General features: G+C 46.6%; 23 protein-coding genes. 19 read left to right on the forward strand and 4 right to left on the reverse strand.

Annotated features, from left to right (window positions below; genetic code table 11):
• Positions 1-72: 72 nt before the first annotated feature.
• The 15 genes from lepA (at position 73) to ASG02_RS01130 (ending at position 17770) form a co-directional block, all read left to right on the forward strand.
• Positions 73-1896, forward strand: coding sequence for a translation elongation factor 4 (gene lepA, locus ASG02_RS01060; RefSeq protein WP_056060060.1), 1824 nt, complete (start codon positions 73-75; stop codon positions 1894-1896).
• Between the two features lie 64 nt (positions 1897-1960).
• Positions 1961-3100 carry a radical SAM family heme chaperone HemW gene (gene hemW, locus ASG02_RS01065; protein WP_290773627.1) on the forward strand — a complete coding sequence of 380 codons (1140 nt, stop codon included), beginning with the start codon at positions 1961-1963 and terminating at the stop codon, positions 3098-3100.
• Positions 3101-3426: 326 nt separating this feature from the next.
• Entirely contained in the window at positions 3427-4461 is a 1035-nt protein-coding gene (gene hrcA, locus ASG02_RS01070) for a heat-inducible transcriptional repressor HrcA (RefSeq protein WP_035409289.1), read from the forward strand.
• Between the two features lie 24 nt (positions 4462-4485).
• On the forward strand, positions 4486-5043 hold the full coding sequence (grpE, locus tag ASG02_RS01075) for a nucleotide exchange factor GrpE (protein WP_023467440.1): 558 nt from the start codon (positions 4486-4488) through the stop codon (positions 5041-5043).
• A 48-nt stretch (positions 5044-5091) separates the two neighbouring features.
• Positions 5092-6918, forward strand: coding sequence for a molecular chaperone DnaK (gene dnaK / locus ASG02_RS01080; protein WP_056060063.1), 1827 nt, complete (start codon positions 5092-5094; stop codon positions 6916-6918).
• 132 nt (positions 6919-7050) lie between these two features.
• Positions 7051-8157, forward strand: a complete 1107-nt coding sequence (gene dnaJ, locus ASG02_RS01085) for a molecular chaperone DnaJ (protein WP_023467442.1) — start codon at positions 7051-7053, stop codon at positions 8155-8157.
• A gap of 25 nt (positions 8158-8182) precedes the next feature.
• Entirely contained in the window at positions 8183-9130 is a 948-nt protein-coding gene (gene prmA, locus ASG02_RS01090; RefSeq protein ID WP_056060066.1) for a 50S ribosomal protein L11 methyltransferase, read from the forward strand.
• Between the two features lie 4 nt (positions 9131-9134).
• The gene (locus ASG02_RS01095) at positions 9135-9881 is read left to right on the forward strand and encodes a 16S rRNA (uracil(1498)-N(3))-methyltransferase (RefSeq protein WP_056060069.1); all 747 of its coding nucleotides are present in this window, start codon (positions 9135-9137) and stop codon (positions 9879-9881) included.
• 5 nt (positions 9882-9886) lie between these two features.
• Positions 9887-11221 (forward strand): tRNA (N(6)-L-threonylcarbamoyladenosine(37)-C(2))-methylthiotransferase MtaB, encoded by a 1335-nt coding sequence (gene mtaB / locus ASG02_RS01100; protein WP_023467445.1) that lies wholly within the window; start codon positions 9887-9889, stop codon positions 11219-11221.
• A gap of 524 nt (positions 11222-11745) precedes the next feature.
• On the forward strand, positions 11746-12441 hold the full coding sequence (gene rluF / locus ASG02_RS01105; RefSeq protein WP_056060072.1) for a 23S rRNA pseudouridine(2604) synthase RluF: 696 nt from the start codon (positions 11746-11748) through the stop codon (positions 12439-12441).
• A 47-nt stretch (positions 12442-12488) separates the two neighbouring features.
• Positions 12489-13370: an EamA family transporter RarD gene (gene rarD / locus ASG02_RS01110; RefSeq protein ID WP_235513988.1), complete on the forward strand. Its 882-nt coding sequence runs from the start codon at positions 12489-12491 to the stop codon at positions 13368-13370.
• Positions 13371-13386: 16 nt separating this feature from the next.
• Complete coding sequence (gene rarD / locus ASG02_RS01115; protein WP_035409275.1) at positions 13387-14271, forward strand: EamA family transporter RarD; 885 nt, start codon at positions 13387-13389, stop codon at positions 14269-14271.
• A gap of 75 nt (positions 14272-14346) precedes the next feature.
• Positions 14347-15012, forward strand: coding sequence for a deoxyribose-phosphate aldolase (deoC, locus tag ASG02_RS01120; protein ID WP_035409273.1), 666 nt, complete (start codon positions 14347-14349; stop codon positions 15010-15012).
• 137 nt (positions 15013-15149) lie between these two features.
• Positions 15150-16124 carry a BMP family protein gene (locus ASG02_RS01125; protein WP_056060078.1) on the forward strand — a complete coding sequence of 325 codons (975 nt, stop codon included), beginning with the start codon at positions 15150-15152 and terminating at the stop codon, positions 16122-16124.
• The gene (locus tag ASG02_RS01130; RefSeq protein ID WP_056060081.1) at positions 16121-17770 is read left to right on the forward strand and encodes a methyl-accepting chemotaxis protein; all 1650 of its coding nucleotides are present in this window, start codon (positions 16121-16123) and stop codon (positions 17768-17770) included. Before ASG02_RS01125 ends, ASG02_RS01130 begins: the two co-directional genes overlap by 4 nt.
• A 63-nt stretch (positions 17771-17833) precedes the next feature.
• On the opposite strand, the gene ASG02_RS01135 is transcribed toward ASG02_RS01130, so the two are convergent.
• Positions 17834-19081 carry a murein hydrolase activator EnvC gene (locus ASG02_RS01135; protein ID WP_035409266.1) on the reverse strand — a complete coding sequence of 416 codons (1248 nt, stop codon included), beginning with the start codon at positions 19079-19081 and terminating at the stop codon, positions 17834-17836.
• Between the two features lie 334 nt (positions 19082-19415).
• A complete protein-coding gene (locus tag ASG02_RS01140; RefSeq protein WP_035409264.1) occupies positions 19416-20165 on the reverse strand; it encodes an SDR family NAD(P)-dependent oxidoreductase in 750 nt (249 codons plus the stop codon).
• 136 nt (positions 20166-20301) lie between these two features.
• Between ASG02_RS01140 and ASG02_RS01145 the strand changes: the two genes are divergently transcribed.
• The 3 genes from ASG02_RS01145 (at position 20302) to ASG02_RS01155 (ending at position 22076) form a co-directional block, all read left to right on the forward strand.
• Positions 20302-20736, forward strand: a complete 435-nt coding sequence (locus ASG02_RS01145) for a YkvA family protein (RefSeq protein ID WP_035409261.1) — start codon at positions 20302-20304, stop codon at positions 20734-20736.
• 130 nt (positions 20737-20866) lie between these two features.
• The gene (locus ASG02_RS01150) at positions 20867-21430 is read left to right on the forward strand and encodes a DedA family protein (protein WP_035409260.1); all 564 of its coding nucleotides are present in this window, start codon (positions 20867-20869) and stop codon (positions 21428-21430) included.
• 13 nt (positions 21431-21443) lie between these two features.
• A complete protein-coding gene (locus ASG02_RS01155) occupies positions 21444-22076 on the forward strand; it encodes an HAD family hydrolase (protein ID WP_056060084.1) in 633 nt (210 codons plus the stop codon).
• A gap of 86 nt (positions 22077-22162) precedes the next feature.
• Here the strand turns inward: ASG02_RS01155 and ASG02_RS01160 are convergent, their stop codons facing one another.
• Entirely contained in the window at positions 22163-23221 is a 1059-nt protein-coding gene (locus ASG02_RS01160; RefSeq protein WP_056060085.1) for a PTS transporter subunit IIC, read from the reverse strand.
• Between the two features lie 187 nt (positions 23222-23408).
• On the opposite strand from ASG02_RS01160, the gene ASG02_RS01165 reads away from it, so the two are divergent.
• A complete protein-coding gene (locus ASG02_RS01165) occupies positions 23409-24404 on the forward strand; it encodes an NADP-dependent oxidoreductase (RefSeq protein WP_056060089.1) in 996 nt (331 codons plus the stop codon).
• Between the two features lie 55 nt (positions 24405-24459).
• Here the strand turns inward: ASG02_RS01165 and ASG02_RS15675 are convergent, their stop codons facing one another.
• Positions 24460-24624: a hypothetical protein gene (locus ASG02_RS15675; protein ID WP_197026223.1), complete on the reverse strand. Its 165-nt coding sequence runs from the start codon at positions 24622-24624 to the stop codon at positions 24460-24462.
• Between the last annotated feature and the right edge of the window lie 171 nt (positions 24625-24795).

The following is a 24795-nucleotide window of genomic DNA, read 5'->3' on the forward strand; positions in this document are numbered from 1 at the left end:
TAGTACAGTGAAGCGCTTTTTGGTATAATGAACCGTATGTACGTTTGAAAATAAGGTAAGGTGACTCTAAACATGACGAATGAAGACCGTTTAAAGCGGCAGAAGAGTATTCGTAACTTCTCGATCATTGCCCATATCGATCACGGGAAGTCGACACTCGCTGACCGGATTTTAGAAAAAACTGGCGCGCTGACATCGCGCGAAATGAAAGACCAGACACTTGATGCCATGGAGCTCGAACGTGAGCGTGGCATCACGATTAAACTGAATGCTGTTCAATTGAAGTATACAGCAAAAGACGGGGAAGATTACATTCTTCACCTCATCGATACACCGGGACACGTCGACTTCACATATGAAGTCTCGCGTTCACTTGCAGCTTGTGAAGGAGCTGTCCTCGTCGTTGATGCGGCACAAGGCATCGAAGCGCAGACGCTTGCGAATGTTTACTTAGCACTCGACAACGATCTCGAAATCCTTCCGATCATCAACAAAATCGATTTGCCTTCTGCAGACGTCGAACGCGTCCGTCAAGAAATCGAAGATGTCATCGGACTTGATGCGTCTGAAGCCGTTCCGACATCCGCGAAAGCCGGAATCGGAATCGAAGAAATTCTCGAACAGATCGTCGAGAAAGTACCAGCTCCGACGGGTGATCCCTCTGCACCGCTTGAAGCATTGATCTTCGACTCGTACTATGATGCGTATCGTGGTGTCGTTGCCTCGATTCGAGTCGTCAACGGAACAGTTAAGGTTGGCGATAAAATCCGAATGATGTCGACAGGTAAGGATTTTGAAGTCCTTGAACTTGCTGTCGCAACACCAAAACCATTACGTCAGCAAGAATTGACAGTTGGTGATGTTGGAACGTTGTCGGCCTCGATCAAAACGGTCGGCGATGTACGTGTCGGGGATACGATTACGCTCGCGAAACAGCCGGCTGCTGAAGCACTACCAGGATACCGAAAAATGAATCCGATGGTGTACTGCGGACTCTATCCGATCGATGCTGCGAAATACAATGATTTACGAGAAGCACTTGAAAAACTGCAACTCAGTGACGCGGCGCTCGAATTCGAACCAGAGACTTCACAAGCACTCGGATTCGGATTCCGTTGTGGATTCCTCGGGATGCTCCACATGGAAATCATTCAGGAGCGGATCGAACGTGAGTTCAACATCGATATGATCACGACGGCACCGTCCGTTATCTATCACGTGACGACGACAGCGGGTGAAGTCTTGCATGTTGATAACCCATCGAAGATGCCGGATCAGCAAAAAGTTGAATTCATTGAAGAGCCGTTCGTTAAGGCTGCTGTCATGACACCGAATGATTACGTTGGTGCAATCATGGAGTTGTGTCAGAAGAAACGCGGAACATTCGTCGATATGCAATACATCGATACGACACGTGTCAAAATCACCTATGAATTGCCGTTATCTGAGATCGTCTACGATTTCTTTGATCAGTTGAAATCGAGTACAAAAGGATATGCGTCACTTGATTATGAATTGATCGGCTATCAACAGTCGCGTCTCGTCAAGATGGATATCCTTCTTAATAACGAAAACGTCGATGCGCTCAGCTTCATCGTTCACCGTGACTTTGCGTACGAACGTGGAAAGGTCATCGTTGATAAGCTGAAGGAATTGATTCCGCGGATGCAGTTCGAAGTGCCGATTCAGGCAGCAGTCGGAACAAAGATTGTCGCGCGTTCGACGATTAAAGCATTACGGAAGAACGTTCTCGCGAAATGTTACGGGGGAGACATCTCTCGGAAACGGAAGTTGCTCGAGAAGCAAAAAGAAGGTAAGAAACGCATGAAGATGGTAGGCTCAGTAGAGGTACCGCAAGAAGCCTTCATGTCCGTTCTATCTATGGACGAAGATTAAACAGGTGGGGGGCGCTTGCGTCCCCTTTTTGGTTTTTATAGAGAAAGGATGAGGCGAAATGGGAATACGCGCCGCATATGTCCACATCCCTTTTTGTGAACATATTTGTTACTACTGTGATTTCAATAAAGTCTTTTTAAAGAATCAGCCCGTCGATGAATACCTCGATGCGCTTGAACGCGAAATCGAACTGACGCTGAAACAATACCCGACGGATCATCTCGAGACGATCTTCATTGGTGGTGGCACACCAACTGCTTTGAATGAACCACAGATGCAACGTTTAATGGAAATCATTCAAAAGCATTTGTTGCCACTAACAGGTGACGATTTAGAGTATACGGTCGAGTCGAATCCGGACGGTGTATCGGAAGAGAAACTTGATATCATGAAGACAGGTGGTGTCAATCGTGTCAGTTTCGGTGTCCAATCGTTTGACGATGGTTTGCTCGAACGCATCGGTCGAACGCACCGGGAAGCGAAAGTCGCGCAGACGCTCGATGCAGCAGCGAAACGATTTAATAACATCTCCGTCGACTTGATGTTCGGATTACCGAATCAGACGCTCGATCAGGTCCGCTACGACGTTACACGGGCGCTACAATTACCGATTACGCATATTTCATCCTATTCATTGATTTTAGAACCACACACGGTTTTTGCGATTCAAGAGCGAAAAGGAAAACTACCGCTACCGACGCAAGATCTCGAGGCAGAGATGTATCAAGTGATGATCGAAACGATTGAAGCAGGTGGTTATGCACAGTATGAGATCTCGAACTTCGCAGAAGTTGGAAAAGAGAGTCGTCATAATCGCGTCTACTGGGAAAACGATGAGTACTACGGATTTGGTGCAGGCTCACATAGCTATATCAATCAGACGCGTCGTGCGAACATCGCACCGATTCCGCACTATATCAAGGCGGAAGGGTTACCGGTTCGAAAAGAGACGCCGTTGACGAACGTTGAGCGGATGGAAGAAGAGATGTTCCTCGGTCTTCGAATGAAGGACGGCGTATCGCTCGAGCGTTTCCAGGAGAAGTATGGAGTAGCGTTTAAAGATGTATTTGGTGAAGTCATGAAACGGTTGTTGCCAAACGGTCTCGTCGAGCAGACGGAGACACATATCCGTTTGACGCCAGCCGGAATTCCGCTAGCGAACGAAGTCTTTGCAGAGTTCATTGGTGAAGCGCAAGTACAATGACATAAGAGTAGCTGAAATCAATGAAAATGAGAGAAGCGGTGTTTCCCAAATGTGGAACACCGCTTCTCTCATTTTTTCGACTTCCTTAAAAAATACGCAGTCGTTCCGATGACCGCGATGAACAGCCAGACAAAGACTCCCGCCATTGCCAATAATTCAATCATCCGATTCATCCTTTCCGTTCTTTGTTTCACTGTATCGCAGAATGGGAAACTGTTCAAAGGGTCACGCAATTCGGTTGACATCGGGCGGACAATTCCTTATAGTAAAAGATGTAATTAGCACTCGTTAAAAGTGAGTGCTAACAAAATAAGGTGGTGAAGAAGGTGCTGACGGATCGTCAATTGTTGATTTTACGTGCAATCGTCGATGATTATATCAAGACTGCTCAACCCGTCGGCTCACGGACGCTCTCAAAACGAGACGACGTGACGTTCAGTTCCGCGACCATTCGTAACGAGATGGCGGACCTCGAAGAGATGGGTCTGATTGAAAAGCCACACACTTCCGCAGGACGGATTCCTTCCGAACTCGGATATCGTTTTTATGTCGACCATCTGATTCGTCCGGAAAACATCACACCAAAAGAAGCACAGGCATTGAAGTCACTCTTTGCCCATTCCGTGAATGAGAATGATCGGTTGATTCGGCACACAGCAGACCTGTTGAGTGATTTAACCCATTACACGACACTTGTACTTGGACCGAAAGAAGACGGACAACGACTGCATCATCTAGAATTGATTCCTCTTGCCGAGGGTCGTGTCGTCATCGTTCTCGTCACAGAGACGGGACATGTTGAACACAAGACATTGCAATTGAATCAAGCGTTGTCCCAGGAAGCAGCGAGCCGACTGATGGAACGTCTGAACCAGACGTTGCGCGGTACGCCGCTCTCAGCCTTACGCAGTCGTCTGCTTGAGGAAATCCGTCGCTTCCGTTCAGAGCATTCTGAGCAGACGGTATTGCTCTCGAAAGCACTTGATCTCGTCTTGACGGATCAAGAGGAGCGACCGTTCATTTATTTGGGCGGGAAAGCCAACATGTTCGATCAGCCTGAATTTCAGGACGTCGCAAAACTACGACCTGTTCTCGAACTGATCGAACAGCAAGAAGCTGTTCTCGATTTCCTACGACCGAATCTCGATAATCAAATCTTGATTACGATCGGGAGTGAGAACAATATGGATGCATTAAAAGATTGTAGCGTCATCCGGGCCCATTATTCGGTCGACGGTGTCTCAATTGGGACACTCGCATTGATCGGACCGAAACGGATGGATTACAACCGGGGAATCAACTCGATCATCCATCTACTTCAAGCATTCCAAACCGAATTGCATAAGAACAATTTGGATTGAATATAGAAAGGGGCTCGATTCAGAGTGGAAGAAAAAGAACAGAATCAAAACCTCCAACAAGAAGAAAACGTGACAGAGCCGACTGAAACCGTCGAAGTCACAGAAGAAGAAGTCATCCAAGCGGATCTCGTCGAAGACGAGAAGCCGGACTTCGAAGCACAACTCGCAGAAGCAAAAGCTTCAGAATTACGCCTCCGTGCGGATTTTGAGAACTTCAAGCGTCGTAACCGTGTCGAAGCAGAGAACCGCGCGAAGTATTCTTCACAAGCGATCGTCGAAAAGCTGTTGCCACTCGTCGATAACTTGGACCGGGCGCTCCAAATCGAGACGGAAAACGAGGAGACGAAATCTGTCTTGACGGGTGTCGAGATGGTAAAACGTCAACTCGTCGAAACGCTTCAAAATGAAGGCGTCGTCGAGATTCCAGCTGTCGGTGAAGCGTTCGATCCGAACTTACACCAAGCGGTCGTTCAAGAAGCGAGCGAAGAACACGAGTCAGGTGTCGTCATCGCTGAATTCCAAAAAGGGTACAAATTGCACGATCGTGTGATTCGTCCGAGTATGGTTAAAGTAGCTGAGTAATCAGCCTGTACTTCATTATTCCAATCATTGAAAGCGAGGAAATAGATCATGGCAAAAATCATCGGTATTGACTTAGGTACAACGAACTCATGTGTTGCAGTAATGGAAGGTGGCGAACCCGTCGTCATCGCTAACGCAGAAGGAAACCGTACGACACCATCTGTCGTCGCATTCAAAAACGGTGAGCGTCAAGTAGGGGAAGTTGCAAAACGTCAAGCAATCACGAACCCGAACACGATCATGTCGATCAAACGTCATATGGGTACAGACTATAAAGTAGAAGTTGAAGGCAAAGACTACACACCACAAGAAGTCTCTGCGATCATCCTTCAAAAATTAAAAGCGCAAGCAGAAGACTACCTCGGTGAAAAAGTCACAGAAGCTGTCATCACAGTACCGGCTTACTTCAACGATGCAGAACGCCAAGCGACAAAAGACGCTGGTACAATTGCTGGTCTTGATGTAAAACGGATTATCAACGAGCCTACAGCAGCAGCACTCGCTTACGGTCTCGAAAAAGGCGAAGATCACACGATCCTCATCTATGACCTTGGTGGCGGTACGTTCGACGTGTCGATCCTTGAGCTCGGTGATGGCGTCTTTGAAGTAGTTTCAACTGCAGGTGACAGCCGTCTTGGTGGAGATGATTTCGACCAAAAAATCATCGATCATCTCGTAGCAGAATTCAAAAAAGAAAACGGCATCGATCTTGCTCAAGATAAGATGGCGCTTCAACGTTTGAAAGATGCAGCTGAAAAAGCGAAAAAAGATCTTTCAGGTGTTTCTTCAACACAAATCAGCCTTCCGTTCATCACAGCTGGCGCATCAGGTCCACTTCACTTGGAAATGACGCTTTCACGTGCGAAATTCGATGATCTCACAGCAGATCTTGTTGAACGTACGATGGAACCAACACGCCGTGCTATGAACGATGCAGGTCTGACACCAGACAAAATCGACAAAATCATCCTCGTTGGTGGTTCAACTCGTATTCCTGCAGTTCAAAAAGCAATCCAGGACTTCACTGGTAAAGAATCGTTCAAAGGAGTTAACCCGGATGAAGTCGTTGCCCTCGGTGCAGCGGTTCAAGGTGGCGTATTGACTGGAGACGTCAAAGACGTCGTTCTTCTCGACGTAACTCCACTCTCACTCGGTATCGAAACAATGGGTGGCGTGATGACGAAATTGATCGATCGTAACACGACGATCCCAACTTCAAAATCACAAGTCTTCTCAACTGCAGCAGACAGCCAACCAGCTGTTGATATCCACGTCCTCCAAGGGGAACGTCCAATGGCAGCAGATAACAAAACGCTCGGTCGCTTCCAGTTGACGGACATTCCACCAGCACCACGTGGCGTGCCACAAATCGAAGTTAAATTCGACATCGATGCGAACGGTATTGTTAACGTTTCTGCAAAAGATCTCGGAACAAACAAAGAACAGTCAATCACGATCCAATCATCAAGCGGCTTGACTGAAGCGGACATCGAGCAAATGGTCAAGGATGCAGAAGCAAATGCGGATGCAGACAACAAGCGTAAAGAAGAAGTTGAATTACGCAACGAAGCAGACCAACTCGTCTTCGCAACAGACAAAGCGATTAAAGATCTTGGTGAGCAAGTCGCTGACGCTGATAAAGAAAAAGCAGAAGCTGCAAAAGAAAAAGTAACAAAAGCTCTCGAAGGAACAGACATCGAAGCAATCCGTGCTGCAAAAGACGAATTGTCGACAGTCGTTCAAGAGTTGACACAAAAAGTCTACGAGAACATGGCACAGCAACAAGCTGGCGCTGAAGGCGCACAAGCTAGTGGTCAAGACGACAATGTCATGGACGCTGAGTTCGAAGAAGTCGACGAGAAAGACAACAAGTAATTCATCCGACCGATTTTTCGGGCGCTAGAGAGAGCCAAAGCGTATCCGCGCTTTGGCTCTTTCCATGTCGCACGAAGTTCGGTAAAATCAAACAGTATGAAATGAATCGGAATAGAGAGAGGAAGACTGCACGTGGAAAAACGCGATTATTATGAAGTACTAGGCGTCGCGCGCGATGCCTCATCAGCGGAAATCAAACGCGCCTACCGAAAGCTTGCCCGGACGTACCACCCGGACGTCAACAAGGAAGCCGATGCGGATGCAAAATTCAAGGAATTATCGGAAGCGTATGAAGTGTTGTCCGATGACAATAAACGAGCACGTTATGACCAATTTGGTCATCAAGATCCATCACAAGGTGGCGGTGGATTCAGTGGAGCTGAAGGATTTGGCGACATCTTCGACATGTTCTTCGGTGGCGGACGTCGTCAAGATCCAAATGCCCCACGTAAAGGACAGGACTTACAATACGTTGAGGAAATCGACTTCATGGAATCGGTCACAGGCGTCGAGAAGACGATCACGATCCCAGTCGAAGAAGATTGCGGTACATGTCATGGTTCGGGTGCTAAACCAGGAACACATCCAGAAACATGTAAACGATGCGGTGGTTCGGGGCACATCAACGTCGAACAAAACACGATGTTCGGTCGTGTCGTCAACCAAACAACGTGTTCGACATGTCATGGTCGTGGACAAATCGTCAAGGAGCCATGTGAAACGTGTCGTGGAGCTGGTCGTGTCCGTAAAAACAAAGATGTCCGTGTCAAAATTCCAGCAGGGATCGACAATGGGCAACAAATTCGTTTAGCAGGCAAAGGGGAAGCCGGTGTCAACGGTGGACCAGCAGGTGACTTGTATGTCGTCGTCCGTGTCGCAGCACACGAACTGTTCGAACGCGTCGACGATCATATCGTCATGGATATGCCACTTACATTTGCGCAAGCAACACTTGGAGATGAGATCGAAGTGCCGACCGTTCATGGCAAGGTCAGTCTGAAGATTCCAGCGGGCACACAGACAGGATCACGTTTCCGTCTCCGCGGAAAAGGGATGCCGAACGTCCGGTCCGGTCATCATGGTGATCAATACGTCAACGTCGTCGTCATCACACCGAAGAATCTGACGGAACGTCAAAAAGAACTATTACGGGAATTCAATGAAATCAGCGATGAAAAAGGTGTCGAAGAGCAACACGAAGGTGTCTTCAGCCGGATCAAGACATTCTTTACAGGGTGATCACTACAGAGGAGCGTGACAAGAAATGAAATGGTCAGAGATCTGTGTCCATACGACACAAGAAGCCATCGAAGCAGTTTCAAACATCTTACATGAAGCGGGAGCAAGCGGAGTCGTCATCGAGGACGTCGAAGATTTCGAGATGATGTCCCACCGCGAAGATAACTTCGGTGAAATTTGGGATGAGACGAAACGAGATGAGTACCCGACTCAAGGTGTACTCGTGAAGGCATATCTTGCAGAAAGCAGCGATTTGACGGACACGATCAAAGGCATCGAACAGGACATCCAACAATTGACGAACTTCGGTCTGTCGATTGGCACGGGTGCTGTCACGCTGACTCAAGTAGATGAAGAAGACTGGGCACATTCATGGAAACAATTCTATAAACCGGTCAAGATCAGCCGCCACCTGACAGTCGTCCCGATGTGGGAAGACTACACGCCACAGCCGGGTGAAAAGATCATCGAGCTCGATCCAGGCATGGCGTTCGGAACGGGAACACACCCGACGACGGTTCTTTGCATTCAAGCAATCGAAAACTACTTGCAAGAGCAAGATCGTGTCGTCGATGTCGGTACAGGATCCGGTGTCTTAGCGATTGCAGCTGCGAAGCTTGGGGCAAAGGATGTCTTTGCACTCGATTTAGACGAAGTCGCTGTCAAATCAGCGACGGAAAACGTCGCTTTGAACAACGTCAGTGAGCAGATCACGGTCCGTCAAGGCGATTTGATGAAGGAATTGAGTGAGCCGGTCGAGTTGATCGTCGCGAATATCTTAGCGGAAGTCATCCTCCTCTTCGTCAAGGATGCCTATACGCTGACGTTACCAGGCGGGCATTTCATCGCTTCCGGTATCATTAGTCAGAAGAAAGATATGGTCGTACAAGCGATGCAAGAAGCAGGATTTACGATCGTCGAGACGACGAAGCTTGAGGACTGGGTCGCAATCATCGCGAAACGGGAGGCATAAGCGCATGCAACGGTATTTCGTCGAGCCTTCGATGCGTCAGGGAAATGTTTTTCATCTCCCGAAAGATGATGCACACCATATGAAAAACGTCATGCGGATGGAAGTCGGCGGAGAGATTCTCGTGCTCGATGGAACAGGTCTTTACCGGTGTCGCCTGGAAGCACTCGAGAAACAGGCAGCTTCTGCCCGTATCGAAGAGACGCTACCGATCGAGACGGAGCTACCGATTCGTGTGACGATCGCCCATGGATTGCCAAAAGGCGATAAGATCGAACTCGTTGCCCAAAAAGCAACGGAACTCGGGATCCATCATCTACGGATTTTCGAAGCCGACCGTTCCGTCTCGAAATGGGATCAGAAGAAGGTTCCGAAAAAGATTGAACGACTCGAAAAAATCGTCAAGGAAGCAGCGGAACAATCGTACCGTGCCCACTTGCCGACGGTCGACTTCGTGGCGTATGATGAAGTCTTACAGGATGCATCGAACTATACGGCTTGTCTGGTTGCCTATGAAGAATCAGCGAAACAAGGGGAGGCTTCCGTCCTCGCTACGACGCTTGCTGGACTGCAAGAGGGAGATTCCCTTCTTGTCGTCATCGGACCTGAAGGTGGGTTCGCTGAAGCAGAAATCGCACGTTTGACGGATGCCGGTTTTAAACAAGCCGCTCTAGGGCGCCGCATCTTACGGACGGAAACGGCACCATTTTATGTCCTTTCCGCCGTCTCGTATCATTTTGAATTGAAAGGGTGAACGAAATGGCAACTGTTGCCTTTCAAACGCTTGGCTGTAAAGTCAACCATTACGAAACAGAAGCTGTCTGGCAACTGTTCAAGGACGCTGGTTACGCACGCGTTGATTTTGCTGATCATGCGGACGTTTATGTCGTCAATACATGTACGGTCACGAATACCGGAGATAAGAAAAGTCGCCAAGTCATCCGACGGGCGATTCGCCAAAATCCGGATAGTGTCATCTGCGTAACGGGCTGTTATGCCCAAACATCTCCTGCTGAAATCATGGCGATTCCTGGCGTCGATGTCGTCGTCGGAACACAAGATCGGCATAAAATGATTGGATACATCGAACAATTCCGTGAAGAACGCATGCCAATCAATGCGGTCGGAAACATCATGAAAGCAAAAGTCTATGAAGAACTGGATGTACCGGCCTTTACGGACCGGACACGGGCTTCTCTGAAAATTCAGGAAGGCTGTAACAATTTCTGTACGTTCTGTATCATCCCATGGGCGCGTGGTCTCATGCGGTCTCGTCAACCAGAAGATGTCTTGAAGCAAGCACAACAGCTCGTTGATGCGGGTTATAAAGAAATCGTCTTGACGGGCATCCATACAGGTGGCTACGGAGAAGACTTAAAAGACTACAACTTAGCGAAATTACTTAAAGCACTCGAATCCGTCAATGGACTCGAACGTTTGCGGATTTCGTCGATCGAAGCTAGTCAAATCACGGACGAGGTACTTGATGTCCTGAAGGATTCACCGATTGTCGTTCGTCACTTGCACGTTCCGATCCAGTCGGCTTCCGATACGGTCCTTCGCCGGATGCGCCGGAAGTATACGATGGCAGAATTCGGAGAACGGATTACGCGTTTGAAGGAAGTCCTGCCTGACTGCGCGATTACGTCAGATGTCATCGTTGGTTTCCCAGGTGAGACGGAAGAAGAGTTCATGGAAACGTTCAACTTCATCAACGATCATAAGTTCAGTGAGTTGCATGTCTTCCCGTACTCAAAACGGACCGGAACACCCGCTGCGATGATGGATGATCAAGTCGAGGAATCAATCAAAGAAGAACGCGTCGCGCGTTTGATCGCTTTATCGGATCAACTCGCGAAGGAATATGCTTCGAAATACGAAGGGGAACTGCTTGAGATCATTCCGGAAGAATTCTCGGAAGAAGCAGGCGGTCGTCTCGTTGGTTACACAGATAACTATTTGCGTGTCGCAATCGAAGGCGATGAGTCGATGATCGGACAACTCGTTCGTGTCAAAATCACGAAAGCCGGTTATCCGATGAACGATGGTCAATTTGTTCGCATCATGCAGACATTAAAAGACGCTGCGGTCTAATGATTCGTAAAAGCGGTCTTGGTATACGTATATAAGAAAACAGCCTCGAAATAGGGGCTGTTTTCTTACGTTACTATAGAGGGTGCTTTAGATTTTTAAAACAACTTGTAATCGATTCATTTTAGAAAATGATTTTATGTTATGGTTTTTATAAGTAGATGATTACCGAAATAAAGCCTTGTAACAGTGGCATATTACTTCACGTACAAAGGAATTTTCCAAAATGAAAACAAACGGATTATCAGTTCTATCAGTCACCTTAACAGTATTGATGTTCATCGTTTTATTTAATCAAGATGCAGTTGCGCATAGTTCAATCATTTTGGTCGTGCTAATAATAAGTATTACTTGTTTGACGTTTTTAAACATAGATAAGAAAAAACAATGAATCAATCATTGCATTGAAGACTAAAGACGACATGCATTGCTTTTCTTACTTAGAGAAGCATCGCATGTTATTTTGTTTTCATTTCAGGAATGCGCTACACTGAATACAGTTCAATTAAGGAAAGAGGATATTATTCATGCGAATCAACAAATTCATTAGTGAAACGGGCTTTTGCTCAAGGCGTGCTGCCGATAAATTAGTCGATGCAGGTCGTGTGACGATCAACGGTCTGACGGCAGAACTCGGCTCGCAAGCTGAAGAGACGGACGTCGTCGAAATCGACGGTCAGCCACTCCAAACGAAACCAAAACCCGTCTACATCGTCTTAAATAAACCGGTCGGCATTACGTGTACGACGGAGCTTGATATCGAAGGAAATATCATCGATTTCGTTAATCATCCGAAGCGGATTTTCCCGATCGGTCGTCTCGACAAGGATTCAGACGGCTTGATTCTTTTGACGAATGACGGTGATGTCGTCAACCGGATTCTCCGGGCAGAAAACAATCACGATAAGGAATATATCGTGACTGTCGATGCCCCGATCACGGACACATTCATTCAAGGAATGGCGAGTGGTGTTGACATTCTTGGTACAACGACGAAGGAATGTATCGTTGAACCACTTGAGACACGGACATTTCGCATCATTTTAACGCAAGGGTTAAATCGTCAGATTCGTCGAATGTGTAAAGAGTTCGGCTACCGGGTCAAACGGCTGCAGCGCGTCCGGATCATGAACATCGAGCTTGGCGATTTACCGATTGGTTCTTGGCGTGATTTGACGGAAGAGGAATTACGCGAATTGTTTAAGACGCTTGACGCACAATAAGGTTCAATGAAAGTCGCCACTGGCGGCTTTCTTCATACATAAGGGGGATGACCGTGGATAAACGGGGTATGAGTGCGACATTCGTCGCCTACGTGATTGGTGGACTGTTGCCAATCTACAAAGTGTTTGCTGCTGGAATTCCAGCATGGACGGTCGTTTCAATCCGGATTTTAAGTGCGTTCATCTTCGTGACACTATTGTTACGCTTGACGAAGAAGTTTCAATTCGTTCGTCACCTGTGGCAAAACAAACGCCAACGTTATACCGTGCTTGCGGCAGGTCTCGTATTAGGTGGGAACTGGTCACTCTATCTGTATGCCATCGGAGAAGGGTATATCGTCGAGTCGTCGCTCGGGTATTATATCAATCCGCTCGTCAGCGTCTTGTTCGGTTTGATCTTTTTTAAGGAACGATTAACGCGTCCACAAATCATCGCGATTGTATCAGCAATCACTGGTGTGATGATTTTAACGCTCGGTTATGGTCAATTTCCGATCATTGCCTTTTCACTTGCCATCTCGTTCGCATTTTACGGTGTGCTGAAGAAAAAGGCGGCAGCCGAGCCATTATCGGGATTATTTTTAGAGACGCTCGTCACGCTCCCGTTCGCTCTCTTGACGCTAGGCGTGACGGATAGTCAACCGCTTGCGATGCCGACGAGTGCACTGCTTGCAATCATCATGCTCGGAATCGCAACAGCAGTTCAATTGATGTTATTTGGATACGGGATGCCGAAAATCCCGTTCGTTTACGTCGGAATTCTGCAGTACATTGCACCAACGTTAACGCTACTCCTTGGAATTTATCTATTTAATGACGTCTTTACGACGATTCACTTCATCGCTTTCCTGTTCATTTGGATTGCCGTTGCTTTGTTTACGATCAGCGGTTTATCAGCAGGAAAGATACGGATGAAGAAGGTGTCATAACGAAAGAAGGGATTATGTGAATCTACCGGGATTTTTTGCGACGCTTGTCGCATATATCATTTGGGGGCTCTTACCGCTTTACTGGAAGATGCTCGCTAATGTACCGAGTGAAGAGATACTAGCGCACCGGATCATCTGGTCGTTTCTATTTCTACTCATCTTACTGTCGTTTCAAAAAGCACTTGGAAAATGGAAGACGGCATTGCGTGATCCATTCACGCGCCGACTCTTTTTCTTAAATGGACTGATCATCAGCTTGAATTGGTTCATCTACATCTGGGCTGTCAATCATCAATTTATCGTTGAGGCGTCGCTCGGCTATTACATCAATCCGCTCGTCAGCATCGTTTTTGGTGTCTTCTTCTTTCAAGAAAAGCTCTCACGGATTGAATGGATCTCGATTGTCCTTGCGACGATCGGTGTTCTGATTTTAACGATTGGCTACGGCGAATTTCCATGGATCTCGATTGCGCTTGCCTTAAGCTTCGGTTTTTACGGCGTCGTCAAAAAACGTCGTCCGCTTGAATCAACGGTCAGTCTGACACTTGAGACGATGGCGCCGCTTCCACTGGCTTTGATCTTCCTCGGATATTGGCAAGTACAGGGAACGTCTTCGATAACCGAATCTGTCGGTACGATGACTGGACTCATCTTAACGGGGATTGTCACCGCTGTGCCACTTTTGTTATTTGGATTCGGGGCACAACGAATTCCATTCACATGGGTTGGATTCTTGCAATTCGTCGCACCAACCTTATCACTTGGACTCGGTGTTTTGCTCTATCATGAACCGTTTACTAAAACACATATGGTGGCGTTTACATGTATTTGGACAGCAGCGATTGTCTTTACGCTCAATGGAGTCTGGATTCGAAAAAAACAGCTTCGAAAAGTCGCGTAAAAAGATAGAAGTCAGACCTCTTGCGTGATAGAATAATATCAGAGTCAAAGGGAAGCCTTAAGGAGGATAACAATCATGAATTTAGCAGGAATGATCGACCATACGGCACTGAAGCCAGAAACATCACGTGCTCAAATCGAAACACTCTGTAAAGAAGCATTAGAATACAAATTCGCAAGCGTCTGCGTTAACCCGACATACGTCGCGTTAGCATCAGAACTCTTAAAGTCAGATGATGACGTGAAAGTATGTACAGTCATCGGGTTCCCACTTGGAGCAAACACGCCAGAAGTAAAAGCATTCGAAACAAAGGATGCCATTCAAAACGGTGCAACAGAAATCGATATGGTTTTAAACATCGGCGCACTAAAAGATGGAAATCTTGAGTTAGTAGAACGTGATATTCGTGCAGTTGTCGAAGCGGCGAACGGTACGCTCGTTAAAGTCATCTTTGAAAACTGTCTTCTTACAAAAGAAGAAATCAAAACAGCTGCTGAACTTTCAGTTAAAGCAGGTGCTAACTTTGTGAAAACATCAACTGGTTTCTCAACAGGTGGTGCAACAGTCGAAGATATCCGTCTCATGCGTGAGACAGTCGGTCCTGATATCGGTGTTAAAGCGTCTGGTGGCGTTCGTGACTTCGAAGGTGCAAAAGCAATGATCGATGCAGGTGCATCACGCATTGGTGCTTCAGCAGGAATCGCAATCGTTACTGGTGGTACGTCTGATAGCGACTACTAAGAATATGTCACATGTCCCTCTTTTTTAGAGGGGCATGTTTTTTTGTTGTGGGATTATTCTGAATTTGGATTTTGTATTAAAAAGTCAGACATCGCTTCCGATAATCAGATGTAGAATGTCGGAAGGGTGTGGAATGAATGAAACGATGGAGTGGAATCATACTGGCATCGACACTAAGCCTTGCAGGATGCGGTAGTGTCATCGATGATCCAGAACGGGCAGTTAAGGAGCGAAAGGAAATGGCGGTCGTCTTATCGGATGTTGGTCTTGGCGATCAATCATTCAGCGATGCAGCGATGAGCGGTATGGCGTTGTTACGGGAGAAGGAAGGCTGGTCGATCGATTACCGGGAATTAAACGAAACGAAGACCTATAAAACAGCATTTGAAGCGTTAGCGAAAAAGAAGCCGACCGTTATCGTCGGACTCGGCTACATGGGGCAGACAGATCTTGAGACCGTTGCTAAAAAATATCCGAAACAACAATTCGCCTTGATTGATGCCGTCTCGACGTTACCGAACGTACTCTCGGTTACGTTCAAAGAGGACGAAGGAAGCTACTTAGCGGGTGCCGCTGCAGGAATCCAAACCAAGACGAATACGATTGGTTTCGTCGGTGGGATGAAGTCGCCTTTGATTGAGAAGTTCGAAAAAGGATACATAGCTGGCGCTAAAGCCGTCAATCCGAAAACAAAGGTACTCGTCGAATATGCGGAGGACTTTGCGGCGCCCGAAAAGGGACGGACGCTTGCAAACGAAATGATGCAGAAAAAGGCAGACGTGTTATATGCAGCTGCTGGATTAACAGGGAGCGGCGTCCTTGAGGCAGCGCAAACGAAGGGGAAAAAAGCTATCGGTGTTGATAGCGATCAGACCCCGATCGCGCCTGACGCCGTCATGACGTCGATGCTAAAACAAGTTGATCTTGCGATTACGAAAATCGGACAAGATGTGGATGCAAAAGGACTCCAATCTGGACAAGTCGTCCTTGGTGTCAAAGAAGGGGCAATCCAGTTGGCTCCAATCCGTAATACGAACTTTACGGACGGGGAACGAAAAAAATTAGAGCAGCTGCAACAAGATGTGCTCGAAGGTAAGGTGACGATCCAATGACGTTACGGAAACGATTTTTACTCTCAACATTAGTGACGATTTTGAGTGTCGTCATCTTGATGGGATGGACCTTGTTCCAACTCCGTCAAATTCAATCCTATAACGAAGACTACGGGAAACAACTCGTTGAAATTTCAGAACTCGAAACGAAGCTCTTATATGAACAGGCAGCATGGAACCGACTGGCAAGCCAACCGTCTGAGAGTCAGGCGGAGCAGGTTCAGGCTCTTAGTAGGAAGAACGAGCAAGCTTTGAATCAACTACAGAAGACATATTTGATTCCAGCGTTTCAAGAAGAGTTGAACCGGGCGGATATGAAGTATAAGACGCTCGCTGCAAAACGGACGGAACTGACGGACGCAGTGAATCCGATTGACATTCGCTCCCATGCCGCACGAATTGAAGGTGTCCTCAGTGATCTCTATACGTTACATACGAAAAATGGGGAGTTCTATGATGTCTTACAACGTGAGGCAAAAGACGAGACATTGAATTTGACGCGGACCGTCCTAATCGCGACATTCCTCCTCTTGATTGGTCTAGCGTTATACAATTGGTACTTCGCACGTAGTATCACGCGACCAATCAGCCGTGTCGTCCGGACAGCAGAGCAAATTTCGGATGGAGACTTGTCACAGGAACTGGTCGTATCCGGTCGAAAAGATGAGATTGGTCGACTCGAGACGGCTGTTGCGCAGATGCAAGGAACTTTACATGAGGTCATCGGAACGATCAGTCGTTCGTCGAACACGATTCGTCAAATGAGTACGGAAGCGACGACAGAGAACGCGAACATCGTCGAAGTTTCTGGTAACATGACCCATGCGATTAATGAGATGGCGAGCGGTACACAAACGGTGTCGGATGATATCCAGACAACGGTCAGTACGATGGCTGATATGCAACAACTCTTCGAGGAGAGCGAACAACGCGCACAAACCGCTTATGCAGAAGGACAGGCGGCAGACCACGTGATGGTTCAAAGTAGTTCTGTCATGGAACAACAGGCTACTTCATTACGCGCGTCAACAGAACAAAATCGTGAACTCGGTCAGAAATTAGAAGGTTTCCTTGAGCAAACGCAACAAATCGAACAGATGGCGCAACTCGTCGCTGGAGTCTCTGCGCAGACGAACTTATTGTCACTCAATGCGGCAATCGAAGCGGCGCGAGCAGGGGAAGCCGGTCGTGGATTTGCCGTCGTGGCGAGTGAAGTTAAAAAGTTAGCAGATGAGACACACGAAGCGACGCGTTCGATCTTCTCACTCGTCCGTTCGATTCGCCAAGACGGCGCTGTTTTACAAGAAGCACTCGTGCAAGCGGAGCGGGAACAGACGAACCAGGTCGAGAATTTTACACACGTCCAACAAGCATTCGGTGAGACGCGTCAAAAAGTAGCGAGTGTGACCGAAACACTCGATTATGTGACGAAACAACTCGTACATTCGAAACAACAAGCCCGCCATGTCGTTGGTCAAGTCAGTACAGTTAGTGGTGTCATGGAAGAACTTGCAGCCGGAAATGAAGAGATTGCTGCTTCGATGCGTGATCAACAGGCATCGTTCGAACAGATTCATCAATTGATGCAAGAACTCGAGTCGACGACGACGTCACTTGACAGTCAGACACATCAATTCAAAATTTAATGAACACAGCAAAAGTGCACGCATTCTCAGGAAGAGAAGGCGTGCACTTTTTCTTGAATCGACTTAGAAGAAGCTTTCTGGATCGAGCTCATTCGTCCGTCCATTCGCATCATACTGGTATCCACCATCGTGGATTTCAAAATGCAAGTGTGGACCAGTCGAGTTACCGGTGCTTCCGAGAACACCGATTTGCTGTCCTTGTTTGACTTGTTGTCCCTGTTTAACGTTCAAGGCATTCATATGGGCATACACGGTCGTATACGTTTTTCCGTCGATATTATGAGAGATATAGACGTGGTTGCCGTAAGGACCACCGGAACTTGCTAAGATGACTGTTCCATTTGCAGACGCAACGATTGGCGAGTTGAGTGGACCAGCGAAGTCGGTTCCATTGTGGTACGCATAACCATTACTTCCGCTTGCTGCACCCATTCCTTGCGAAACAGAGCCTTGAGCAGGTTTGATGAATTTACCTTTTGCTTTTGAGATGACTTTCGTGCTGGCCTTGCTAACAGATGCTGGCACTGCCGATTGTTTTGCAGCTTTTGCTGCAGCTGCTTTCGCGGCACGTGCTGCAGCTTTTTCTGCCTCTTCCTGTGCCTTCAGTTGGGCCGATGCCTCTTTCAGGCTAAGGATACTGGATTCGATTTTTTTCTTTTGCGACGTCAGACGTTTCAGAAGTGCTGTTCGCTTTTGTTTTTCTTGTTTTAATTCACGTTGTTTCTTTTTTAAAACATTACGATCTTCAATCAAGTCTTGGCGTGTCTGCTTCAGTTCTTCTTTCGCAGCTGCCAGTTCTTTTTTGTTTGATTCGTAATCTTTTAATAAAGAAGCATCACTTTCCGCGATTGTATTGAAGGCGTTGAAACGGCTAATCATATCACCGACATCTTTTGCGCCGAAGACGGCTTCAAGCAGTGGGGCGTTATCGGCTTTCGACTGACGGACCGCTAGACGATCACCGAGCATTTTTTCTTGTTTCTTGATTTTCTTTTGCAACTTCTCGATCTTATCTTCTAATCGAGCAATCTGTTTCGTGTTTTCGTCGATTTTCTTTTGATTCTCGACGACTTGTAATGTCAGCCCATTAATCTGTTGATCCAGGGCGTAGACTTGTTGCTGTGCTTTAGATAATTGATTATTTTTTTGAGACAACGCCTCGCGTTGCTTCGATTGTTGTTGCTGGTTTTGTTGTTGCTTTTCTCTATATGAACTTGCTGCGTCGACGGGAGTTGTCGTCATGAGCGGACTTGCGAGTAAAGTGAGTGTCATGAGCGATAGCCCGAGTGACTTTCCGAAAGGTCGTTTCATAAACTAAGCGTCATTCCTTTCCCTTGTGAAGTGTTACCTATCCCACTCTAACAAGAAAATCAGAAAATCCACTTTACAATTCTTTTAAAAAAATACAAGAGAAGCTAGCAGAAAGTATGAAGAATTTATGAAAATAATGATGCGTGAACAGAAGAATAAATAGAATATGTTGATATGAAAGGAAAAATCATTATGTAATTGATTGATTTCCGAATGATGTCAGAAGATATATTTTTGTAACATCGTATAAATAGAAGGTTTATTAATGTTTGAAAAAGGTATAAATATAGTTTTTGTGAAATGAAAAAGTGCCCCGAAAGGCACTCCATCCGAATCATTCTTCATAAATCATCTTTCGTGTCATCCCACCGTCTAGGACCAGTGTTTCGCCCGTCAAGAAATCGTTATCCGGGTGTGTTAGATAGAGAGCCGCACGAGCGACATCACTTGGTTTTCCGACGCGACCAGCTGGATGTTGACTATGATCTTCAGGTGATAATTCTTGATAGTCACCGGTTTCAATCCAACCAGGAGCAATCGCGTTGACGAGAATTCCGTCTTCTCCGAGTGAGACAGCAAGTGCATGGGTCAGAGCAAAAATGCCACCTTTCGTCGATGCATAAGATTCTGTATGCGGTTCCGACATGAAGGCGCGGGTCGAAGCCAGGTTGACGATCCGACCACCACTTTTACTTTGTTTCAAATAAGGTGTAGCGGCCTTAGTCGTTAAAAAGATACTACGCAGGTTCGTATGATGAACCCGATCCCATTCCTCAAGTGACAATTCGAGTAAGGGTTTTCGAATCATGATACCGGCGTTATTGATGACGATGTCGATACGACCAGTATGTTCAATCGCTTTCTCAATCAACAGTTGAACGTCTTTTTCGTGTTGGATATCGAGGTGATAGAAGTAAGCCGTCCCACCATCTTCTTCAATTTGTTGAACTAATTCGTCTCCTGTCATCTGATCGATGTCAGCAAGAACGACATTTGCGCCATGCGCAGCGTAGGTGCGGGCGAGTTCTGCACCAATGCCATTCGCGGCTCCCGTAATGATGACGGTTTGATTAACATGATTCATAAAAATCATCCTTTCTGTAACGCTTCTCTCCCTTTTTTACCGTTCCATCATATCCTGAAACCTGACAGGATTATCATCCGTAGGAACAGGGAAATAGAAAAGCGTCGAAGTTACTTTAGAATGGGGGAAAATAGGAATGAAATTCTCGAATCAACAATTAGAAAAACAACAAAATCAATATGCCGAAGATGCAAAAGATTATATTGATCGCCCGAAAAAGACGAACTCGCTGTTACAACGAGCAACTGCAAAGGTAAACGGGAACTCTCGTTTGTCCGTCGTCTTTTCACCGTTGACGTTGTTCGTCGATATGATTCGCGCGTACCAGTCAGGTGAATACCGTAACATTCGTCGTACGACGATCTTAAAAGTAATCGGCGCATTGGTTTATCTCGTGTCACCAATTGACCTCGTACCTGATTTCGTACTCGGATTTGGATTTGCAGACGATATCGCGGTCATCCTTTTCGTCACGAAAACAGTCTTTGAAGAATTGACACGTTTCAGCGACTGGCAAGATGAACAACAAAAACGTCGTACGCAACCATTGCAAAGCGAGGATGCGTATTGATCAAATAGATGATCCGAGCGACTTCACACAAGAAGTCGCTCTTTCTGATGTAAAAAGAGCCGTTTCCTGTACGCCCTCTTGAAATTTCGATACACTAGAAATAGTTGGTAAAGAGAGAGGGAGGGCGAAAATGGGACACCACTGGATGGAATCATACGGTTATATCGGGATCATGATGACGCTCATGTTTCCATTCATACCGAGCGAAGTACCGCTCGCGTATGCAGGATATCTCGTGCATACGGCACAGGCGAATCTGCTATTCATGGTGTTCCTTGCTGTAGTAAGCTTCGTCATTAGTCAGAACCTCTTTTTTACGATTGGACAGTTCGGGAGTGAACGGTTATTGAATCGTTTATTCAAATGGTTTCGGATTTCGGAAACAAAAATGCTCCAGTTTCAGACGCAAATGGAGACGAAAGGACGCTATATTCTTCTTCTTTCTCCGATGTGGCGTATCGGATTTGCGATTGGTGCCGGTCTAACTGGTGTTTCACGCTGGACGTTTACCGTCGTGACGACGATTTCCTTTTTCCTCTGGTCGACGCTCTTCATTTGGGGCGGGAAAGCTGTTGGTCATGAATGGCGAAAATTGCATCACCTCAATCATCCGATAGTTTGGATTGGTTTAGGCGTGTTGATTACGGTTGGCTATTTGATTCAGAAAAAGAGAAAAGCAAAAAAAGAGATGTAAAAGGAGTGGGAACATGGCAATTATCTTATTCGATATTGACGGTACATTGATTGACTCAACGGAACAAATGACAGAAGCAATCCATCGGGCGATGGAGGACATGCCGCATCTTCCAAAACCTTCGCAAGAAAGTGTTCAGGCAAGCTACGGTCTTGCAGGAAGCGCCTTTTGGCGAAAAGCGATTCCGGAAGCCTCAGAAGAGGATATTCGTTTAATTCGAAAAAAGAGACATGGTCATCTAGAAGCAACGATGGTTGAACAGAACGTCTTGTTCGACGGAATTCGATCATTATTGCAAGCTCTTGTTTCAGCGGGACACACGGTCTCAACTGCAAGTAATTGCGGCAACCATTATCTAAACCTTGTGCTTGATAGTCAGGAAATCCGCTCGTTCTTCACAAGTCCGAAATGCTTGGAATCCGTCAATGGAAAAGAAAAATCGGATATCTTACGCGCTCACCGCGATGAGTTTGGAGAAGGATCTTACTGGATGATTGGAGATCGGTCTTCTGATGTCGAAGCGGCTCGTAAGGAACATATGCCGGTCGTCTTATGTCAATATGGTTTTGGTACGCCATCCGAGTGGAATTCGGCAGATCATGTCATCGAGACACCGCTTGATTTGTTAACAGTGATTGAAAAATAAAGAAGTAAGAAGCCAAGCTAGACACGTCGATTTTTTCAGACGGTCGGCTTGGCTTTTTTGTGGTTAAAATATCAATCAAGATGCACTTACTCGAAATCAAGTCGGTACGGTTCTGCGCTCATCCATGGACGGAACTTCCGGAAGAGTAGATGGAACAATAAACAGAGAATAATGGGTAAGACGATAAAAAGACCAAGCACGAATGTCATATTGAAGAGCGTCCATCCTCCTGACATCAGGTGTAGCGCATTGATTGGACCGATTAAACCAGACATTCCAAATCCGGCACTAAACGGTGTACCTTGAACACCGAGCATTCCAGCTAATGCACCAAGGATAGCGGCACTACACATGACAGGTAGAATCATCAATGGATTACGAATGAAGTTCGCCATCTGAATTTTAGGAGAACCGAGAAAATGAGCAATCGACGTTCCGCGTGAATTCGCTTGCCAACCGGCAATCGCAAGACCAAACCCAGCGGCACAGACACCTAGATTGGCAGCTCCGGCAGCAACACCCGATAAACTGATCGCGGTCGCAATGCCGACCGTCGAAAGCGGAGAGACGATGAGAACGGAAAAGGCGACCGCAATTAGAATGCCCATCAAGACGGGTTGAAGTGCCGTGAAGTCTGAGATGACATGTCCTATTGCTGTTGTGATCCGTGTGACGAACGGATACGTCAGAACACCAATTCCACCGGCACCGACAATCAAAATCGTTGGCATGACAAGGACCGTATATGTTTTGAAGCGTTCACCAATCAATAAGACGATTGCTGTTGCAATAGCTGCCGTCAAACCAGCATTGATGACATCACCTGTACCGACGAAAACGAATGTCGCATCCGCACGGGTCGCAACACCTGAGCCGACGACCGTCGCGAGTCCAATCGATGTGGTGGCGATCGGTGTTACTTTAAATTGCATCGCTACGGCGACACCAATCACCATTGGTAAAAGTCGCATCGCGAGTGTCGTTGCGTCCAAAACGTGTTGGGCACCAGAAACGTATGGCAATAATGCCTTAGCGAGTTCACCGAGTAAGGCTCCTGGAATAAGGGCAACGAGAATTCCAATACTGAGACCGTTTAAAACATGCACTGCAAATTGACGTGGCTGACGCAAAATAGATGAATCCACAAAATCCTCTCCTTATGTAACGCTTTTGTGCATAACAGTATAAAAGTTATGAATTGTGTTTTATCTTACGGTAAGAACAGAAGGACGTCAAGAAAAAGTTAGAAAATTCCAAACGAGCAAAGGATTCGTCTTTCAGAAACGGAATTGTTACAGTGAAGAAGTATATTGAATGAGGAGGTCATGAATCATGTCAGAACAACGTATCGTATTAGCGGAACGACCAAACGGAAAACCAACAGGGGAAACATTCCGTTATGAATCATTTGAGTTAGCAGATTTACGAGAAGGGCAAGTCGCACTGGAGTCACTCTATATCTCAGTCGATCCATATATGCGGGGACGTATGAACGATACGCGTTCTTATTCGCAACCGTTTGAGATTGATGAACCGATTCACGGGGGTGTCGTAGCGCGTGTCATCGAGTCTAAAAGTGAGGCGTTCAAGTCAGGTGATGTCGTCGTGGGGATGCTCGATTGGGCAACGAAAGCAGTCGTCGATGCGAAAAGTGTCCGTAAAATCGATGAGCAGATCGCTCCAATCTCAACAGCGCTCGGTGTTCTCGGAATGACAGGGATGACGGCGTATTTCGGGTTGCTTGATATCGGGAATCCACAGCCAGGAGAAACTGTTGTCGTATCGGCAGCAGCAGGGGCTGTTGGATCGATCGTTGGTCAAATCGCTAAAATCAAAGGTGCACGAGTAGTTGGGATTGCAGGAAGTGACGAAAAGTTACAGCACTTAAAAGCAGATCTTGGTTTTGACGAAGTCATCAACTACAAAACGGAAGACATCCGGAAAGCATTAGACCGGACGTGTCCAGACGGCATCGATGTTTATTTTGAAAATGTCGGTGGAGAGATCGGCGATGCGGTTCTGGATCGGCTTAATCCATTCGCGCGGGTACCGGTCTGCGGCGCTATTTCTGGGTATAACGCACAACAGGACATCGGTCCACGTGTTCAATCGAAATTAATCATTGCGCGTGCGCGCATGCAAGGTTTCTTAGTGGGGGATTATGGCAAACGATTCAAGGAAGCGGCTGAGCAACTCGGTCAATGGGTCAGTGAAGGGAAATTACGATATGAAGAGACGATCTTTGAAGGCTTCGATCGTGTACCAGATGCTTTCCTCGGATTATTCGATGGCTCGAACACAGGGAAACTATTAGTAAAAGTTAAGTAATACGCCAAAAGAGGTTGCGGAATTATTCCGCAACCTCTTTTTTATGGCATGAGATTCATGAATCCTTTTGATCGCGCTTGAGTTCTTCTGGATCTGGATCCGGATGTTGTGTTTCCGCAGGCTTGATTCCGGGATCTGATGTCTCAGCTGGATCAGGGTCCGGGTGAAGACCAACGTCTGCCTTTTCATCTGGTAAATCATGATTTTTTTCGTTTAACATGTCCAGTCATCTCCTTTTATCAGTACGTAGTAATGTTTCCCCGTTTTTTAAATCCAAAACAATGAGAGTGCATAAGAGTCGTTTTCGAAAACGCGTAAATGATTTCCACGGACAAGAAAGCGAAACCGGTCGATTTCCTAGGAAATACAGGTTGACTGAAATGGAATGTAA

The sequence above is a fragment of the Exiguobacterium sp. Leaf196 genome (assembly GCF_001423965.1).
Lineage (GTDB): Bacteria > Bacillota > Bacilli > Exiguobacteriales > Exiguobacteriaceae > Exiguobacterium_A.

What these genes read in the sequence shown, in the direction of transcription:
- lepA (WP_056060060.1), top strand. Translation starts at nt 73, where the DNA reads ATGACGAATGAAGACCGTTTAAAGCGGCAGAAGAGTATTCGTAACTTC.
- dnaK (WP_056060063.1), top strand. Translation starts at nt 5,092, where the DNA reads ATGGCAAAAATCATCGGTATTGACTTAGGTACAACGAACTCATGTGTT.
- prmA (WP_056060066.1), top strand. Translation starts at nt 8,183, where the DNA reads ATGAAATGGTCAGAGATCTGTGTCCATACGACACAAGAAGCCATCGAA.
- ASG02_RS01095 (WP_056060069.1), top strand. Translation starts at nt 9,135, where the DNA reads ATGCAACGGTATTTCGTCGAGCCTTCGATGCGTCAGGGAAATGTTTTT.
- mtaB (WP_023467445.1), top strand. Translation starts at nt 9,887, where the DNA reads ATGGCAACTGTTGCCTTTCAAACGCTTGGCTGTAAAGTCAACCATTAC.
- rluF (WP_056060072.1), top strand. Translation starts at nt 11,746, where the DNA reads ATGCGAATCAACAAATTCATTAGTGAAACGGGCTTTTGCTCAAGGCGT.
- rarD (WP_235513988.1), top strand. Translation starts at nt 12,489, where the DNA reads ATGACCGTGGATAAACGGGGTATGAGTGCGACATTCGTCGCCTACGTG.
- deoC (WP_035409273.1), top strand. Translation starts at nt 14,347, where the DNA reads ATGAATTTAGCAGGAATGATCGACCATACGGCACTGAAGCCAGAAACA.
- ASG02_RS01125 (WP_056060078.1), top strand. Translation starts at nt 15,150, where the DNA reads ATGAAACGATGGAGTGGAATCATACTGGCATCGACACTAAGCCTTGCA.
- ASG02_RS01130 (WP_056060081.1), top strand. Translation starts at nt 16,121, where the DNA reads ATGACGTTACGGAAACGATTTTTACTCTCAACATTAGTGACGATTTTG.
- ASG02_RS01135 (WP_035409266.1), bottom strand. Translation starts at nt 19,081, where the DNA reads ATGAAACGACCTTTCGGAAAGTCACTCGGGCTATCGCTCATGACACTC.
- ASG02_RS01140 (WP_035409264.1), bottom strand. Translation starts at nt 20,165, where the DNA reads ATGAATCATGTTAATCAAACCGTCATCATTACGGGAGCCGCGAATGGC.
- ASG02_RS01145 (WP_035409261.1), top strand. Translation starts at nt 20,302, where the DNA reads ATGAAATTCTCGAATCAACAATTAGAAAAACAACAAAATCAATATGCC.
- ASG02_RS01150 (WP_035409260.1), top strand. Translation starts at nt 20,867, where the DNA reads ATGGGACACCACTGGATGGAATCATACGGTTATATCGGGATCATGATG.
- ASG02_RS01155 (WP_056060084.1), top strand. Translation starts at nt 21,444, where the DNA reads ATGGCAATTATCTTATTCGATATTGACGGTACATTGATTGACTCAACG.
- ASG02_RS01165 (WP_056060089.1), top strand. Translation starts at nt 23,409, where the DNA reads ATGTCAGAACAACGTATCGTATTAGCGGAACGACCAAACGGAAAACCA.
- ASG02_RS15675 (WP_197026223.1), bottom strand. Translation starts at nt 24,624, where the DNA reads ATGTTAAACGAAAAAAATCATGATTTACCAGATGAAAAGGCAGACGTT.